Origin of the sequence: Priestia sp. FSL R5-0597 (assembly GCF_038006305.1) — a bacterium.
In the GTDB taxonomy this organism is placed as follows: domain Bacteria; phylum Bacillota; class Bacilli; order Bacillales; family Bacillaceae_H; genus Priestia; species Priestia zanthoxyli.
Genome location: NZ_JBBOUZ010000001.1, coordinates 3,855,790 through 3,871,802 on the forward strand (window position 1 = coordinate 3,855,790; position 16,013 = coordinate 3,871,802).

A 16,013-nucleotide genomic window follows, 5' to 3' on the forward strand; every position below is an offset into this window, starting at 1 on the left:
TTTAGTCATAGCTAGGGAAAATCAAGATAAACGTTGAACCTTTTCCTGGTATGCTTTCCACTTCAATTCTTCCATTCATTTGTTCCACCAGTTGATAAGAAACCATCAGACCAATCCCTGTTCCTTTTTCTTTTAAAGAATAAAACGCTGTTCCCAGCCGCTTCACTTGTTCACTGGTCATGCCTATACCAGTATCTTCAATTTGAATATGTACATGCCCTTCTCGCTTGTAAAGCCCCACTCGAAGCGTTCCCCCAGCTCTCATGGCTTCAATTCCATTTTTCATAATATTAAGCAGAACTTGATTCAATTCGTTTCGGCTGCCGCGAACATACATCTCTTCTTTTGCGTCTAATTCTATGAGTATATTGTTTGTTAATAAAGCATAAGAAGATAATAAATCTACTAAGCTTGTAATACACTCCAAGCAGTTAATAAAACGATGCTGGTGAACATCCGGCTTGGCTAACGATAAATAGTCATGAATAATCGCTTCTGCTCTGTCCATTTCATTAATCATAAGATGAATGTAACTTAATTCAGTGTTTGAAAGCTTTGTGTTATCTTGAAACAGCTGCAAAAACCCTTTTACCACCGTCATAGGATTTCGAATTTCATGCGCTACAGAAGCAGCTAATTGGCCAATTGCATTCATTTTCTCCGCTCGCTGCAATTCCTTTTGCATCCTCGTTTTTTCCATAATAACTTCCAATTCATCAATCGCTTTGGTAATTCCGTCTTTTGTATGACTGAGATCTGTTTCTACATTCAGGTGTTCTTTTGTTACTGACACTTGATGAAAAAGCTGCTGCAGCCGCTCGGTCATTTCATTAAATCTTGTGTGTACATTCCCTAACTCAGAATCATCTTCGTGTGTCAGCTTCACATCAAATTTCCCTTGACTAACCGCTTGAATTCCTTCTATTAATTCCCCAAGGGGCGACATTAATCGCCTTAGTCCCCAGTCTTGAATCACAATAATGAAGGTAAACAGAAGCGTAAACGCAACGACCAAAGACACAATTAAACGTTTTTGATAGATATAGATAGCGCTTGCATCTACATCTACACCAAGAATAGCCACAACTTTTCCAGAGCTGTTTGTAATAGGCGATAAAACGGTTATCCACGTCCCGAATTCGTCTTTGTATGTAGATGTTACGATATTTTTCTTTTTTCGTTCTGCTTCCTTAAATGATTTGTAAAATTCTTCTCCCCCATAATAAATCATGGACGGCTCTAGCGATTGCTTAATTTTCTTATTCGCTGTTACGATAATCTTATTTCCATGCGATTTAAATTTTTCGGTCGTCATAATATATCCCTGCAAGTACGACGGATGCAATTCATAAATCTTTCTGAACTGCTTTTCTAGCTCGTCTTTTTCAGGAATCGGCCCGTTCCTTGAATCCACTGCTGCTATTACGTCTTGTTTAGATAAAGACTCCCTCCATAAATCGGCCATAATTAACACATGCTGCGTTAACGTCTCTTTTGCCATTTTTTTTTGAACTTGATAGCTAATGGCTAAAGAAATGACTCCAAGGGCAACTACAATTAAAGTAGAAAATAAAACCGTTTTGTTAAACACACTCAAATTTCGAATATATTTTTTCATCGGTATACTCCGGATTCAAAAGAATAGTAACCAGCACAGCATTCGCTGGTAGAAAGTTGATTCTATTATATCACACGTTCGTCCACTTCTCTTTCTCCTTTTTCCAAAAAAGAGAAAGCCAAAAAAGTGACTTGCAAAAAGCAACTCACTTTATTCAGCAAAATACATAAAACCAATTGCACCAATACCCGTATGCGTCGAGATAATAGGCGTCGTATCTTCAATCGAAAATTGCGTATAGCCTCTTGCCTTCACGATTGATTCTTTTAGCTTAGAAGCGAGCCCAAGTCCATCTGCATGTACAAGCCCTACTCCTTTAATACTTTTTCCTTCTGTATGCTCTTCGAACTGCTTCGTTAAAAACTTAACAATTTGAGAATGACTGCGCACTTTAGCAACAGGAGTGTATACTCCGTCAGCTAGGGAAGCAATTGGCTTAATATTTAAAAGAGAACCGATTAGCCCTTTTCCACGTCCAATACGTCCACCTTTAACCAAATTTTCAAGCGTATCGACTACGACAAAAAGATTCGTATTTTGACGCACCTCTTCCAAGCGCGCGACAATTTCTTCTACCGTATGCCCCTCTTCAATCATTTTCACCGCTTCAAAGACTTGAAACGAAAGAGCTTTTGTAATGTACATAGAATCGACAACGGTGATATTTCCTTCCACCATTTGAGCCGCGCTTTCAGCTGCTCGAACGGTTCCGCTCATTCCTCCAGTCATATGAATGGAAATGACGTCATACCCTTCACTCACTAATCGTTCATATACTTCAACAAAAGAACCAATAGCCGGCTGAGAGCTTTTTGGTAATTCTTTTGAATTTTTCATTTTTTCAATAAAATCTGTCGGCGTTAATTCCACGCGATCCAAATATGTTTCATTATCAATATTAATACATAAAGGTATCATCTCAATACCGTATTTTTCAGCTTCTTCCAACGTTAAATCAATTGTTGAATCCGTTACCACTTTAATTTTCGACATGTGTTCACCCCTATAAGATGCATTGCAAACTAGTATAACATGAACGCTTACAACAATATAGTTATAATAGAATGCAAGTTTTGCTAATTCGTAAAATGCATGTTCAACCTTTTAGATCAACAAAAAAAGTTGACTCTGCTGAAATATTCAGAAAAGTCAACTTTTACGTTTATGCATTATGCTTTAATACATGAGACTTAAAGAGCTGTTCGTAATCTTTCCATTTCAGCACGCGTTTTAAATATTCTTGAAACGAGTAGGTTTGCTTCGGAACTGATTCGTTCGTGATTTGTCTAATAAATAAATCAAGTTTTGCAGATAACATGAACCGAAACGTGCTATTTTCCTCTAAAACTGGAATTTCAGTAATTTTTACTTTTTGACCACTGACATGTTTAAATTCAAGGCTTTTTAATAGCAAGGCGATCAACCCTCTTTTTACCCGTTTATTTTATTATAATGCTTGAGGTACTTTCTGTCTTGATAAAATAAAAAGAAAACACAAATATTTTTTAAAATAAAAATGCTTCATCAACTTATTCGACAGTTGATGAAGCATTCCTTTTTAAAACGACCTTCTATTTAAATAAATAAGTGAAACAAGTTGCTTTCTTTATTAATTTCTGTGTAAGGAAATCCTTTTTTATCCATACGATTAATTAGTGGATAATAATCTTCTTTATGCTTAAGCTCGATTCCCACAAGTGCAGGCCCGCTGTCTTTGTTATTCTTTTTCGTATACTCAAAGCGCGAAATATCGTCTGTCGGTCCAAGCACTTCGTCTAAAAATTCACGAAGAGCTCCTGCGCGCTGAGGGAAGTTAACGATAAAATAATGCTGTAATCCTTCATAAATCATCGAACGTTCTTTGATTTCTTGCATACGTCCAATGTCATTGTTGCCTCCGCTGATGACGCAAACAACCGTTTTTCCTTTAATTTGCTCACGGTATGAGTCAAGAGCAGCAATCGAAAGAGCTCCTGCTGGTTCTGCTACAATCGCATTTTCATTGTATAGAGATAAAATGGTTGTGCAAACCTTGCCTTCAGGAACAACTACAATATCGTCCACAAGCTCTTTACTGATGTCATACGGAAGCGTTCCAACTGTTTTAACAGCCGCTCCGTCTACAAATGGATCGATTGCCGGTAGCGTCACTACATTTCCATTTGCTAAAGATGTCTGCATACCAGGCGCGCCTGCTGGTTCTACCCCAATCACAGCTGTTTGAGGCGAGATGCTTTTTACGTATGTGCCGACACCGGAAATTAATCCGCCCCCGCCGATACCCGCAAATACGTAGTCAATTTCATCTTCACAGTCATTGAACATTTCAACGGCTACTGTACCCTGTCCTGCAATAACGTCTACATCATTAAATGGATGAATAAATGTTCGATGCTCCTCTTCACTGCATGCAATAGCTTGTTCATAAGAATCATCAAACGTATCTCCGATTAGTACGACCTTTACGTTATCTTTGCCTAGAAATTTCACTTGATTAATTTTTTGGCGTGGCGTTGTGCTCGGCATAAAGATTTTACCATCGATATTTAAATGACGGCACGCATATGCTACACCTTGTGCGTGGTTTCCTGCACTTGCACAGGCAATTCCATTTTCTAATTCTTCTGGGGATAACTTTTTGATTCGATTGTACGCACCGCGGATTTTAAATGAGCGCACCACCTGTAAATCCTCACGTTTTAAATAGATATTACATTCATATCGTTCAGACAAAACGTCATTACGCTGTAGTGGTGTATGCACAACAACATCTTTAATCAATTGATTTGCAATCATGATGTCCTCTAAATGTACGTGTTTTGTTCGATTATCTACTTGTTGTTTCATAACCAACTTCCTTCCTCTTCTACCATTATTAATTTGTACATTATATCACATAAAATTTAGAAAAATCATTATTTTTCATTAATAATGACTAAAAAAACTTTTCCAACTATTTTACTGTCCACATACTTTACATATGTTTAGCAAACGCTAAATAGACTTACAAAATTGCCCATACTTTCTACATGCAGCTGATGCTATAACAGGTATAAATTAAGAAAGGTTGTGGAATAAATGGAGTTTTCACTTCAAAGTTATGAAAGTGCCATTCCATGCGAAGTAACGGCAGATGAAGAAAACGGTAGATATATGCTTCGCAAAGCAGATACAAGCGGAGAAGTTTTTAATACACCAAGCGAGCTGATTCAATGGATTGAAGCAAACTGGAGCGCTGAACAGTTTGTTAGCACAGCCGCTTTTCACGAAATGATGAAGCAATTAAAATCAATATAAAAAGAGATTGAGACATAACGAAATAGCCCCCACCTAAAGACGTCTAATATGAATCGGTTTTTACACCGCAGTTGATTTCCGTGCAAGACTTCGCTTTCCGCGGGCGGTGAGCCTCCTCATTGCTTCCGCTCCCGCCTGAGTCTTCGCCTTGCCCTCCAATCAACTGCTAAAAGCACCTACAGACATGAAACCTACGTTCACCATCACAAAGAAAGATCCGAACGATGAATCGTTCGGATCTTTCTTCAACTACCATACTTTTGTCCCAGACTCGCATTTTTTTAATAAGGGAAATCAGCTTCGCTCGTATACGGTAAAATAATACGTGTAGGGATTTTTTTCATCTTTAATTCCTTGCTGCTTCGAAATAACTTTCCATTCGCTCAAATCAATCGCAGGAAAATGTGTATCGCCGTCAAAAGATTCTTCAATATGCGTAATATAAAGTCGGTTTGCAACGTCTAATGTTTGCTTATACAGAGTAGCTCCACCAATCACAAAGAGCTCGTCTTCTTTTTCAGCATCTAATGCTTCTAGTTCCTCAACTGAATGAATAACGGTTGCTCCTTCTTGCTGATAATCTTTTTGACGCGTAAGAACCACATTTTCGCGATTAGGGAGCGGTCGTCCAATTGATTCAAATGTTTTTCTTCCCATTACAATCGTATGACTCGTTGTGATGCGCTTGAAATACTTTAAATCTTCCGGAAGACGCCATGGCAAATCATTCTCTTTACCGATCAGCCTATTTTGATCCATTGCGACAATGAGGGAAATCATACGCTCACAGCTCCTTTAATGTGAGGATGCGCATTATAATCTACTAATTCAAAGTCTTCAAATTTAAAGTCAAAAATTGATTTTACGTCTGGATTGATTTTCATTTTTGGTAATGCATGAGGCTCGCGCGTCAACTGCAGGTTTACTTGTTCGATGTGATTGCTGTAGATATGCGCATCACCAAACGTATGAACAAAATCACCTGGCTCTAAATCACACACTTGTGCCACCATCATTGTAAGCAGCGCATATGAAGCTATATTAAACGGTACGCCTAGGAAAATATCAGCTGAGCGCTGATACAATTGACAAGACAATTTGCCGTCCGCTACATAAAACTGAAATAAGCAGTGACAAGGCGGCAAAGCCATATTGTCTACATCAGATACATTCCAGGCGCTTACCATTAAGCGGCGCGAATCAGGATTGTTTTTGATTTGATTAATAACATTTGTAATTTGATCAATTTTTTCGCCGTCCGGCGTTGGCCATGAACGCCACTGATGACCATATACAGGGCCAAGCTCGCCGTTTTCATCCGCCCATTCATTCCAAATGCGCACGCCGTTATCTTGTAAATACTTAACGTTTGTATCTCCTTGTAAAAACCAAAGCAGTTCATGAATAATTGATTTCAAATGAAGTTTTTTTGTCGTTAATACCGGGAAACCTTCTTGTAAATTAAAACGCATTTGATAGCCAAATGTGCTAATTGTACCTGTTCCTGTCCGATCTTCTTTTTTTGTTCCATTTGCTAACACATGCTCGCAAAGTTCAAGATATTGTTTCACTTCCGACACTTCCTTTATTAAAAAGTCCTTTTCTATTGTATAAGTGTTCACGGGCTAAGTAAACAACTAAATCTCAGCTCATATAGAAAAGTTCTTTATCATGTAGGTACGCGATTTCCCCGAAAAAAAAACGAGAATGAGACCTAATGAAACCTACGTTTACCATGACCATAAAAAAATCCGAACGAATTTCATTCTCTCTCAAGAATCTCGATTCATCGTTCGGATCTTCCTTCGGCTAAACTACTTTTTAACAGCTTAGTCTTTGTTAATTAAATACAATTGTGCGGTTTTCATGCACTAAAATGCGGTCTTCTAAGTGCCATTTCACAGCGCGTGCAAGCACCGTACGTTCAATTAAGCGGCCTTTTTTCTTTAAGTCATCCGCATCATCACGGTGATTCACGCGTTCAATATCTTGTTCAATAATTGGTCCTTCATCCAAGTCGTCCGTTACATAGTGAGACGTAGCACCAATTAATTTTACGCCTCGTTGATATGCACGTTCATATGGACGTGCTCCAATGAATGCCGGTAAGAATGAATGGTGAATATTAATAATGCGATACGGATTTTCAGCCACAAAGGTCGGCGTTAAAATTTGCATATAACGCGCTAAAATAATTACATCAATATCATAATCTTTTAATACTTGAAGCTGTTTTGCTTCTGCTTCTTGACGAATGTCTTTTGTCGCTGGTATATGCTTAAATGGAATGCCAAACGATTCAACTACTTCGCGCGCATCTTCGTGATTGCTTACAACGACAGCGATGTCTGTCATCAAGTCTCCGCTTTCCCACGCCCACAGCAGCTCTAGCAGACAGTGAGGCTCTTTTGACACAAAAATAGCTGTTTTTTTCAAATTATGAGCATATGTAAACTGCCAGTTCATCGAAAATGTATCGGCAATCTTTTTGAAGCTTTCTTCTAGCTTTACTTCTTTAGCTAATAAATCCTCACATTCAAATTCGAAACGGATAAAAAACATGCCGCCTTCATGGTTTGTTGAATGTTGACTTGATTCTACAATATTTGCACCGTGCTCATGTAAAAACGTAGACACAGCGGCTACAATACCCGGTTTGTCCGGACAGCTAATTAGCAGCCGACCTCGGTTTTTATATTTCTCTTTATATGAAGTTAAATGTTTTTGAATATGCGATTTCATGTAATTCCCTCTCTTTTTTTAAATATACAGACAATTGTACCATTATCCTTGTAGCGATGCGACATTGAAATAAGGCTTTGACAAAAGAAAGCCGAAACGTTTGCTTCGGCTTTCGTATTTGTTGTTCTACCATCTACTCCATCAAATCGTTCATTCACTGATCTTTACGTTCTACACATACATAAAATGAGTGTTTCCTAAAGTGCTGCCGCTCATCCCCTTAGCTTCCTGCTTTAGAATTAACCATAAAAAAGCCGCTAGTACAACACCAGCGGCTTTTCCTTATTATTGCACGGCTTTTTCACTCACTTCATGCAAAGCATTTCTCACCGTACCATATTCACTTGCGTGAGGACGATCTCCGTCATCTTCGTATCCGTAGTCAAACATTCGATTTCGATTTAACGTTAACTTCGTAATCGTTGGACGCAACAAATCAAATAATTCAAATCGTTTTTTCAAATGTGGAAATGATGCTTGATAATGCAAGATTTCTGCTCGTACACTTTTCCAAAAGTCCTCTTCTTCTACACCTTCATGCTCTTCTAAGATGCTTGCTAAATAGCGGAAGTGACAAACAAATAACCCTGTTAAAATAAACTGCGTCAATCCTTCCGGCTCTTCGCTGCGCAGCACTTCTTTTAATTCAAAAGATAGCTGCTGCAATTCTTCAAACGGCTGATCGCTAATATTCACGTCGTCTACAAAATCTTTCATAATAATTCGAACCGGCTTGTTGTTTTTAAGAACCAGTACCGTATTTTGACCGTGCGGGGAAAATACAGTGCCGTATTGATACAAGTAATGAAGTAGTGGCGGCAACACAGCGCTGGTTAGCGCATTAATCCACTCGTTAGGAGTTAAGCCTGACTTTTCAATATATGACGAAACTAAAGCCTTCCCTTGACCGTCAACATGTAATAGCGCAGCTAGCATAATCGCATGCTCTCCTTCTTCTAGCTCTTGATAAATGCTTTCACGCCAAACGACTCCAAGCATCTCTAGATACTGATAAGGCGCATTTTTAATAGAAGCGAACGTCGGCTGAGTGACGTTTAACGTAGCCACTTCTCCTAAAAGTCCTACTTTGCACGTATCTTTTAAAAACGTATCACGATCTCTTATACCTTTTATATGCTGAGTGACTTGAGGAGCAATGACCGTCCTCTCACTTGGAAGGCCTCTGTACACAAGCGTATTTAATATACTCATTGGAAGCTTTACGTGATACTTATCTCGATTTGTTGTATTCACAAATGTACGAATCGACTGCTGAGGCAAGTATTGATCCTGCCCTTCTCCTAAAGGAACAATTAAATTATTTGCAATGTATTCAGCGAATAAAGGAACAATTACGTTCAGCCACTGCCATTCATGGACAGGAATATAATAATAGTCCGCAGGTAAAAGACTTTGGCTTGTTAACTCTTTTTCAAATTCAGCTAGCGTCTCAGCGCTTAACTCCTTCTTCATGACATCATCAAAACCAAGGGTATCCAACGAATGAAATGAAGCAATTTGCTTCTCTACAGCAATCCATGAAAGCTGAATTTCTTGTTTTTGCTCGGGCGCAAACCGAAGATAGTCATCATAACCAAACCCAATGCGCCCTTTATTATACGTAATCCAAGGATGCCCCGTCATTTCACCTTCTAGCTCTGCATAATCCATATCTGCTAATTCATCAGCTGATTTTCGATTTTGCAAATGCAAATCTGCTACTAATGTATGAAAATATTCTTTTGCTAAGTGGCCTGCAGTTGAGCTAGACATTCCTTTGTCTTCAGATAAGCTAATTAACAGCTGCAGTGCTTCTGAAAATGTGGGGTTTGACGTTTGAGATGTTAGTTTAATACTTTCTGGCAGTACAGAAAAACTATCAAACATTCGCTGTTTCGCTTGATATGTATACGTAACGCCCCGATGGTCTTCCCATTGATACATAGCAATCGCACCCTGTTTTTGCAGTTGTTTCGGCTCAATAATATGTTCATACATGAATTCCTGCAGCATTTTAGCTAAAAGCTGTCGATTTGCTTTTTCCCATGATTGCTTATTAAATACAGAAAGATTCGTTTCTTTGATTTTCATCCTTCATTCTCCTTTACTTGTCTTAGAATAGGGATTGTTTTATTACGCAGCGGCATTACAGCGCTAGCAGCTAGCAAAGCAGCTGCTCCCGCTACTAAAGGAAATGCCAAATCCACTTTGCTGATTTCTAATGCTAAAATCGGTGCAATCAGCAGAGCGATATTTTGAACAGCAATAAGCCAGCTGTAATAGTAAGCAGCCGCTTCTTTACTTTTTCGAAATAAATAGATATCCAGTATAACCATGCTGAGATAAAACCCGGCTCCATATAAAATTCGGCTGATAATAAACACGCTGAGATGATCAGCATATGCCTGCAAACACAGCACCAAAACACTAGCACCCGTTATGCCATAAAAAAGCGGTATAACGTTGCCGTTCAATAGTTTGGTAGGTACCGTAAGCTTTAAGACAATCGCCATAATACTCGGCATCGCATACAGCAAAGCGCTGCCTTGACTGCTCATGCCATATGTTTCATGTGTAAACAATGTAAAATAAGGGCGAATGACATTGTGCCCAAGGTAAAAAAAGAAAATCGCCAGCAAATAAAAAAAGATGGGCTCGTTTATGCTTTGAATGGATGGCGTTTTTTCTGCTTTTAAAGGTAATGCTTTTCTTGTTAAGAGCCATACGGCCAGTACCATATCAATTAAAGCAAAGTATTGATATACGTTAAGCGGCATTTCCCATGCAATAACCGTACTTCCAAACAAGCTAGCGACAATAATAGCCGTATGAACAATAAATACATACGTTGTTGCAGCACTTGCCTTTTTCTGTCCTTTTTTCATGTGGCCTACTAAATAGGGGTACAAAAGATATAAACTGCTTTGAAATAGGAGCAGCACTAAGGAAGTAGCTAAAAATTCATAAAAAGTAGAAACTTCGCTCAAAATGACTTTAATTAAGGCCGTCATTAAAAGTGACGTTACAACTACATATTTTACGTTCCATTTCTTAAACAGCATTCCCCATAAAGGTGTCATAACAATGACCACAATCCGGCAGCAAATAATGAAAAAAGACGTCATCGCCACTCCATCTACATGAAATGCATGTGTAAAATACTGTGGATAAAATGGTGATAATAATACTTCTGACGTCATGGTCATAAACAAGCAGATAAAAACAAAACGCGCGGAAATCATTTCTTAAAATCCGAACTTTTGGAAAACAGTATTTTTATATATTTTGTACACGCTTTTGCCTGCAATTTGGTTAATCAAAACAGCATTGCGATAAGCGCCTAAACCTAAGTCCGGTGCTCCAACTCCGTGTGTATGAAGCTCTCCGTTTTGCACAAATAGCGGGGCTCCTTTCTTCTTCATCTCAACTTGATAGCGTTCGTTAATTTTCAGCTGGCCTTTTTCATCGAATAGTACATGTTCTTTTAAACCTTCCATAAAAGCAGGCTCTTTTGCATGATAGCCAGTAGCCATAATGACAATTTCACTTTCTTCTTTTTCAAATGAGTCTTGCTCGTATTGGTGAAGAGTCAGAAGATGTGTATCGTTTATCTTTTCAACGCCTGCAAGTTCCGTAAGCGCGCGCATCGTTAGAGGCACTTCTTTTCCTCCAATTGTTCGTTCGTAAATCAAATCATAAATATTCCCGATTGTTTCAAAGCTTATTCCTTTATAGAGGAGAGCTTGATTTCGTAAAACGCTCTCTTTTTTCTCTTCGGGCAATCTGTAAAAATAGCGGGTATAATCCGGTGAAAAATGTTCAAGGCCAAGCTTTGAATATTCCATTGGATAAAAACCTTTTGAGCGCGTATACCAATTCAGCTTATACTCAAACTCAGGCTGCTGTTGAAGTAAATCATAGACAATTTCAGCTGCACTTTGACCAGAGCCAATTACGGTTATGCTTTTAGCCTGCAGCGTTTGCTGACGCTTCATTTTGTAATGAGCGGAGTGATAAAACGTATCGCTTGCCACTGTTTGAAAGTCTCTTGGCACTACGGGCTGCGTACCTACTCCAGTAACAAGATGATAGCTGTAATAGGTATAAAGCTTTCCTTCTTTTTCAACTGTTACTTCGTAGTAAGGCTTAGCGTCTTCATGCATTTTTACTTCTTTTACTGTGCTGTTAAATTCAAGCCCACTCAGCTGGCTCGCTACCCAGCGGCAATAGTGATTGTATTCATTTCTCGGAATATGAAACTTTTCAAAGAAATAAAACTGATACAAGCGCTCATGCTCATGCAAATAATTTAAGAACGTGTATGGACTCTTCGGATCCACCATCGTGACCACATCTGCCATAAACGGCACTTGAAGTGTTGTACCTTCTAAAAGCATTCCTGGATGCCAATTAAACTCATTCTTTTGTTCAAAACATTTATATGTACAATCTTTTTTATCAATTAAAGCGGCTAATCCTAAATTAAATGGACCAACTCCTACTCCAATTACGTCTAAAATGTCCCGTTGTTCCATTCGCTCCACCTTCTTTCAAATACTTCTCTTTCACATTTCATCAGTACACCCGTTTTATCAGGCAGCGACACTTCTTTCATGAATTGAAACCCGCATTTTTTAAATACTGCAATCATTTTTTCATTTCGTCTATCTGGCTCCGCTATTACTTTAGCAGTGTCTGCTACGTTAAACTTATGCTTTAGCAAACTAAGAAGGAGCGGATAAATATAGCCTTTTCCTAAAAAAGCAGGTTCTCCAATCAATAAATGAATTCCTTGATCTCCTTTTTCATAAGGATAATAGTTACTGATTATGTCACCTTCAACCATATAAGATTCCCAATAGCTCATAGGTACACCATCAATTTCTCCGATTAGCAGCTTTTGATGAGAATCAGCTAAAAATGTTTTTAAATGCTGCTCGTACGCCTGTTTTGAAATATTTAAATTCCAATACGGAATAACATGCGGTTCATGCATCCACTTGTACAGCCGTTCGAAATCTTTTGCAAAAGAAACAGAGCGAAAGGTAATGCTCTGCTCCTTTTGCTGAATCATAAATGGATACTGCGTTTGCAAGGCTGATTTCATACACGTACACCTGCAGATTCGAACAATGGATTCTCGACATTTACATAAACAGACTGTGTTTCAAGAGATCCTACCAGCTCATCCATATCATGAACGCGCGTTAAGAAGTTGGCTTTGCAAGGAAGCACTTTCTCTTCTAACATTGATGAAACAAGCCCTGTATGATCTTTTTCTTTGTACATCTCGATCTCTTGTCGCAAAATCAATAGCAGATCTGATTCTTGAGTGAGGCCAGCTGCACCAAAAGCGTTAACTAATCCTAAAATATGATTAAAAAATACGTAATAACGAAATCTTTCTTCTGCTACAGCGTCATCACAGACCGTATCGCTTTCTCCGTTTAAGAAAGGAAGCAGCTTGCGAAGCTCTTGTTCCTTTGATTTCATAAAGTAATAGCCTTGGTTATCGCGGTAGTAAAACACCGATGGATATCCGTTTTCATCAAGTTTAATAACGGAGTTTTGCTGATGAGCTTCCAGCGCAATTCCTTTTTGAGTGTAAAGCCACATCATAGGATGAAAAGATACGTCTAAATAGCGTTTAAACCAGCGCTTGCTTACATCTTCAGTCGTGCTATTTTCACTTGCAGCAATGTGATGAATAATATTTTCAATTTGAGAAGCTTCTCCAAACACATGATCTTGACACAAACTGGCTAGAAGTGTTGTACGATCCCCTTGCTTACCTTGAAAAGGATTGCTTCGAATCATAACTTCAAATCCAAGCTCCTTTTCTCCAAGCGTGATGTAAGCAGGGTCTTCAATTACTTGAAAAGCCGGATGATTTTCGTGAAGCTCCGCCTGTAATCCCTTTTGCAATAAACGGCTAACTTCTACCCCTCTGCTTAATTCTTTGCGTTTGTTCACTCTCAGTGAATTAGTGATCTTTACCGGAATGGAAAATTTGTACATCACATCTGCATTGTTACTGTATACGGTTCGAACAGACGAAGTCGGATAAAACAGCTGACCGTGTGGCCCTAGATAAGCAAGCCTGCCTTTTTGAATCCATTGGCACACTTCTTCTTTTCCTAAAAGATAACGAGCTTGCAGCGGATGCATAGGTATAAGTGAATAATCGTCCGCTTGGCAATAAGAATGTATGAATTCTTCAGAAACCGTCTTATCTTTTTTCAGCTGCTCTTTAATAAGCTGTGAAGCGGTTTGATTTCCAGCGGACTGTTCTGCAACGAGAGATGCATGCGCTTTAAAATAATGAAGCTGAAATTCCCCGTTCACTTCAGGTCCAAATACCTCTTCTTCTTCAGGTAATATCCCTTGGCGGCTTTTAGGTGTTGGATGCAGCTGGTGCCCAATAAGCAGGGACTGTTCAGATTCTAAGAACGTTTTGTCCCATTTATAGCACGTCTCTAACTCTTTCTGCCTTTTTTCAATGAATAATTTCATATTTTCATAGCTTAATAGAACACGTATAATTAGCTCATTTACTTGTACTAAATGATCCGTTACTTCTTTTAAAAGAAAGGCCAAAAGAGTGACGATATCTAACTCCTTAATCTCCTCTTGCTGAATACGATAAGAAAAGTTTGAAAAGAACAAGTGACGTCCGGTGGCTGAGCGGTACTTTACTGGAAAGTAAAGAGTTACCGGCTGTTTTTCTAGTCTAAGAACGAGCGTTTCCTCACTTTTTATTTCTGAAACGGACTCCCATACTCCCTTACCTGTCTCTCGAATATAGCAATTAATAATGTTTTGCATCGTAATAAAATTAGCCGATAACTGAGCGTTCACGTAATCGCTCCTCCTTTTTCTCCAACTGTTTGCCTAAAGCAACAACTTCCTCTAAATGAGTGACAACAGAATCAAATGTAATCATAGGATTTAACATCGTTAGTTTTAAATAGACTCGTTCTTTATGCTTTGTTTTTGCCATGATAAACGTGCCTTTTTCGTATAAGTGCTGCTGAATACGCTGATTCAACCTATTTTCATAATGCTGATGCTTTTGACAATCACTATATAAAATATCTGGTACATAGCGAAAGACAACCGCGTTCATATAAGGGTCATTTAACACTTCTACATTGCTTTGTTTTTGTAAGTAGTCAGCTGTTTGCTTAGCAGTTTCAATCGTGTGGTCAACCATTTCTCCGTATTCATTTGCACCTACTGCACCGAAAGTAAGCCAGAGCTTCAAGGCGTCAAACCGCTTTGTCGTTTGAATGCTGCGGTCTACTAAGTGCACATGCTCATCTTCTTCAGGATTTAAATAATCTGCATGAAGCTGAATGTGTTTAAACATAGCTGAATTTTTCAGTAAAAATGCTCCGCAGCTTACAGGCTGATAAAACCATTTATGAAAATCCATCGTGATAGAATCCGCTTGTTCAAGAGCTTGTAAGCGTTCACGGTACTTATGGGAAAACAGCAGCCCTCCTCCATAAGCGGCGTCAGCATGGAGCCAGAGCCCTTCTTTTTTAGCAAGCTCACTTATTTCAAAAAGAGGATCTACGCTGCCAAAATCTGTTGTACCTGCCGTTGCTACAATAGCAAAAGGGAGGTTGCCCTGAGCTTTCACTTCCTGTATTGCTTCTTCTAAGCTTTTTATATCCATTTCATGCTGCTCATTGCACTTTACACTCACCACTGCACGCATGCCCAGCCCAAGCTGAGCTGCAGATTGTTGCACCGTAAAGTGCGCTTTTTCCGAGCAGAAAATCCGCAGTTTTTTAGCTTGGAACGGTAAGCCTTCTTTACTAACATCCATTGAAAAGGCAGAATGGCAATATTCATTACGAGCAAGCAGGAGTCCCATATAATTTGACTGCGTCCCTCCGCTTGTAAAAATGCCTGAAGATGAGCTTGGATAACCAATTTGTTGTGTTAACTCATCAATCACTTTATCTTCTATATACGTAGCTGCCGGACTTTGATCCCACGAGTCCATAGATTGATTCAAAGCAGAAATCATCACTTCCGCAGCAAGAGCGGGTATAATCGGAGGGCAATGCAAGTGCGCCATTGCTCCGGGATGCGAAATATGAAGCGAATGATTCATCACTACTGCTTGTACGTTATCAAATAAATCTTCTAGCGGCTGTTCGTGCTTGCTAAAATAGACAGAACGATTGACTAAGTTTGACAACTCTTCAACGTCGATGTGAGTATAAGCGGACTTTAATTCATAGTAGTGACGTTTGATCATCTCAGTCATTCCGCCTATCATCGCTTCATAATTCTCGAGGCTTTCCTTTGATGATGATAAAAACCACTTTTCAAACGGTGCCAT

General features: G+C 38.9%; 14 protein-coding genes. 1 reads left to right on the forward strand and 13 read right to left on the reverse strand.

The window, feature by feature from the left end; translation table 11 throughout:
• Nucleotide 1 precedes the first annotated feature (1 nt).
• The 4 genes from MKX72_RS20480 to ilvA all read right to left on the reverse strand — a co-directional run bounded on the left by MKX72_RS20480 (nt 2) and on the right by ilvA (nt 4,465).
• Nucleotides 2-1,618: an ATP-binding protein gene (locus MKX72_RS20480; protein ID WP_033579850.1), complete on the reverse strand. Its 1,617-nt coding sequence runs from the start codon at nt 1,616-1,618 to the stop codon at nt 2-4.
• Nucleotides 1,619-1,768: 150 nt separating this feature from the next.
• Nucleotides 1,769-2,611, reverse strand: coding sequence for a DegV family protein (locus MKX72_RS20485; RefSeq protein ID WP_028415129.1), 843 nt, complete (start codon nt 2,609-2,611; stop codon nt 1,769-1,771).
• A gap of 169 nt (nt 2,612-2,780) precedes the next feature.
• Nucleotides 2,781-3,032, reverse strand: a complete 252-nt coding sequence (locus tag MKX72_RS20490) for a YpmP family protein (protein ID WP_013058743.1) — start codon at nt 3,030-3,032, stop codon at nt 2,781-2,783.
• A 161-nt stretch (nt 3,033-3,193) separates the two neighbouring features.
• Nucleotides 3,194-4,465 (reverse strand): threonine ammonia-lyase IlvA, encoded by a 1,272-nt coding sequence (gene ilvA, locus MKX72_RS20495; RefSeq protein ID WP_013084697.1) that lies wholly within the window; start codon nt 4,463-4,465, stop codon nt 3,194-3,196.
• Nucleotides 4,466-4,696: 231 nt separating this feature from the next.
• On the opposite strand from ilvA, the gene MKX72_RS20500 reads away from it, so the two are divergent.
• Complete coding sequence (locus MKX72_RS20500) at nt 4,697-4,915, forward strand: hypothetical protein (protein WP_155007689.1); 219 nt, start codon at nt 4,697-4,699, stop codon at nt 4,913-4,915.
• Between the two features lie 294 nt (nt 4,916-5,209).
• Here the strand turns inward: MKX72_RS20500 and MKX72_RS20505 are convergent, their stop codons facing one another.
• From MKX72_RS20505 to MKX72_RS20545, 9 genes are all read right to left on the reverse strand, one after another.
• Entirely contained in the window at nt 5,210-5,695 is a 486-nt protein-coding gene (locus tag MKX72_RS20505; RefSeq protein WP_155007688.1) for a dihydrofolate reductase, read from the reverse strand.
• Nucleotides 5,692-6,486: a thymidylate synthase gene (locus MKX72_RS20510; protein WP_013058746.1), complete on the reverse strand. Its 795-nt coding sequence runs from the start codon at nt 6,484-6,486 to the stop codon at nt 5,692-5,694. Before MKX72_RS20510 ends, MKX72_RS20505 begins: the two co-directional genes overlap by 4 nt.
• Nucleotides 6,487-6,754: 268 nt before the next feature.
• Nucleotides 6,755-7,657, reverse strand: a complete 903-nt coding sequence (gene purU, locus MKX72_RS20515) for a formyltetrahydrofolate deformylase (RefSeq protein ID WP_028415133.1) — start codon at nt 7,655-7,657, stop codon at nt 6,755-6,757.
• Nucleotides 7,658-7,942: 285 nt separating this feature from the next.
• Nucleotides 7,943-9,748 carry an IucA/IucC family protein gene (locus MKX72_RS20520; RefSeq protein ID WP_155007687.1) on the reverse strand — a complete coding sequence of 602 codons (1,806 nt, stop codon included), beginning with the start codon at nt 9,746-9,748 and terminating at the stop codon, nt 7,943-7,945.
• Nucleotides 9,745-10,899: an MFS transporter gene (locus MKX72_RS20525; RefSeq protein ID WP_033579848.1), complete on the reverse strand. Its 1,155-nt coding sequence runs from the start codon at nt 10,897-10,899 to the stop codon at nt 9,745-9,747. The genes MKX72_RS20520 and MKX72_RS20525 overlap by 4 nt, the downstream gene beginning before the upstream one ends.
• 3 nt (nt 10,900-10,902) lie before the next feature.
• Nucleotides 10,903-12,192, reverse strand: coding sequence for a lysine N(6)-hydroxylase/L-ornithine N(5)-oxygenase family protein (locus MKX72_RS20530; RefSeq protein ID WP_049166069.1), 1,290 nt, complete (start codon nt 12,190-12,192; stop codon nt 10,903-10,905).
• The gene (locus MKX72_RS20535; RefSeq protein WP_028415137.1) at nt 12,171-12,764 is read right to left on the reverse strand and encodes a GNAT family N-acetyltransferase; all 594 of its coding nucleotides are present in this window, start codon (nt 12,762-12,764) and stop codon (nt 12,171-12,173) included. The genes MKX72_RS20530 and MKX72_RS20535 overlap by 22 nt, the downstream gene beginning before the upstream one ends.
• Complete coding sequence (locus tag MKX72_RS20540; RefSeq protein ID WP_155007686.1) at nt 12,761-14,515, reverse strand: IucA/IucC family protein; 1,755 nt, start codon at nt 14,513-14,515, stop codon at nt 12,761-12,763. Before MKX72_RS20540 ends, MKX72_RS20535 begins: the two co-directional genes overlap by 4 nt.
• A complete protein-coding gene (locus MKX72_RS20545) occupies nt 14,493-16,013 on the reverse strand; it encodes a pyridoxal phosphate-dependent decarboxylase family protein (RefSeq protein ID WP_155007685.1) in 1,521 nt (506 codons plus the stop codon). The genes MKX72_RS20540 and MKX72_RS20545 overlap by 23 nt, the downstream gene beginning before the upstream one ends.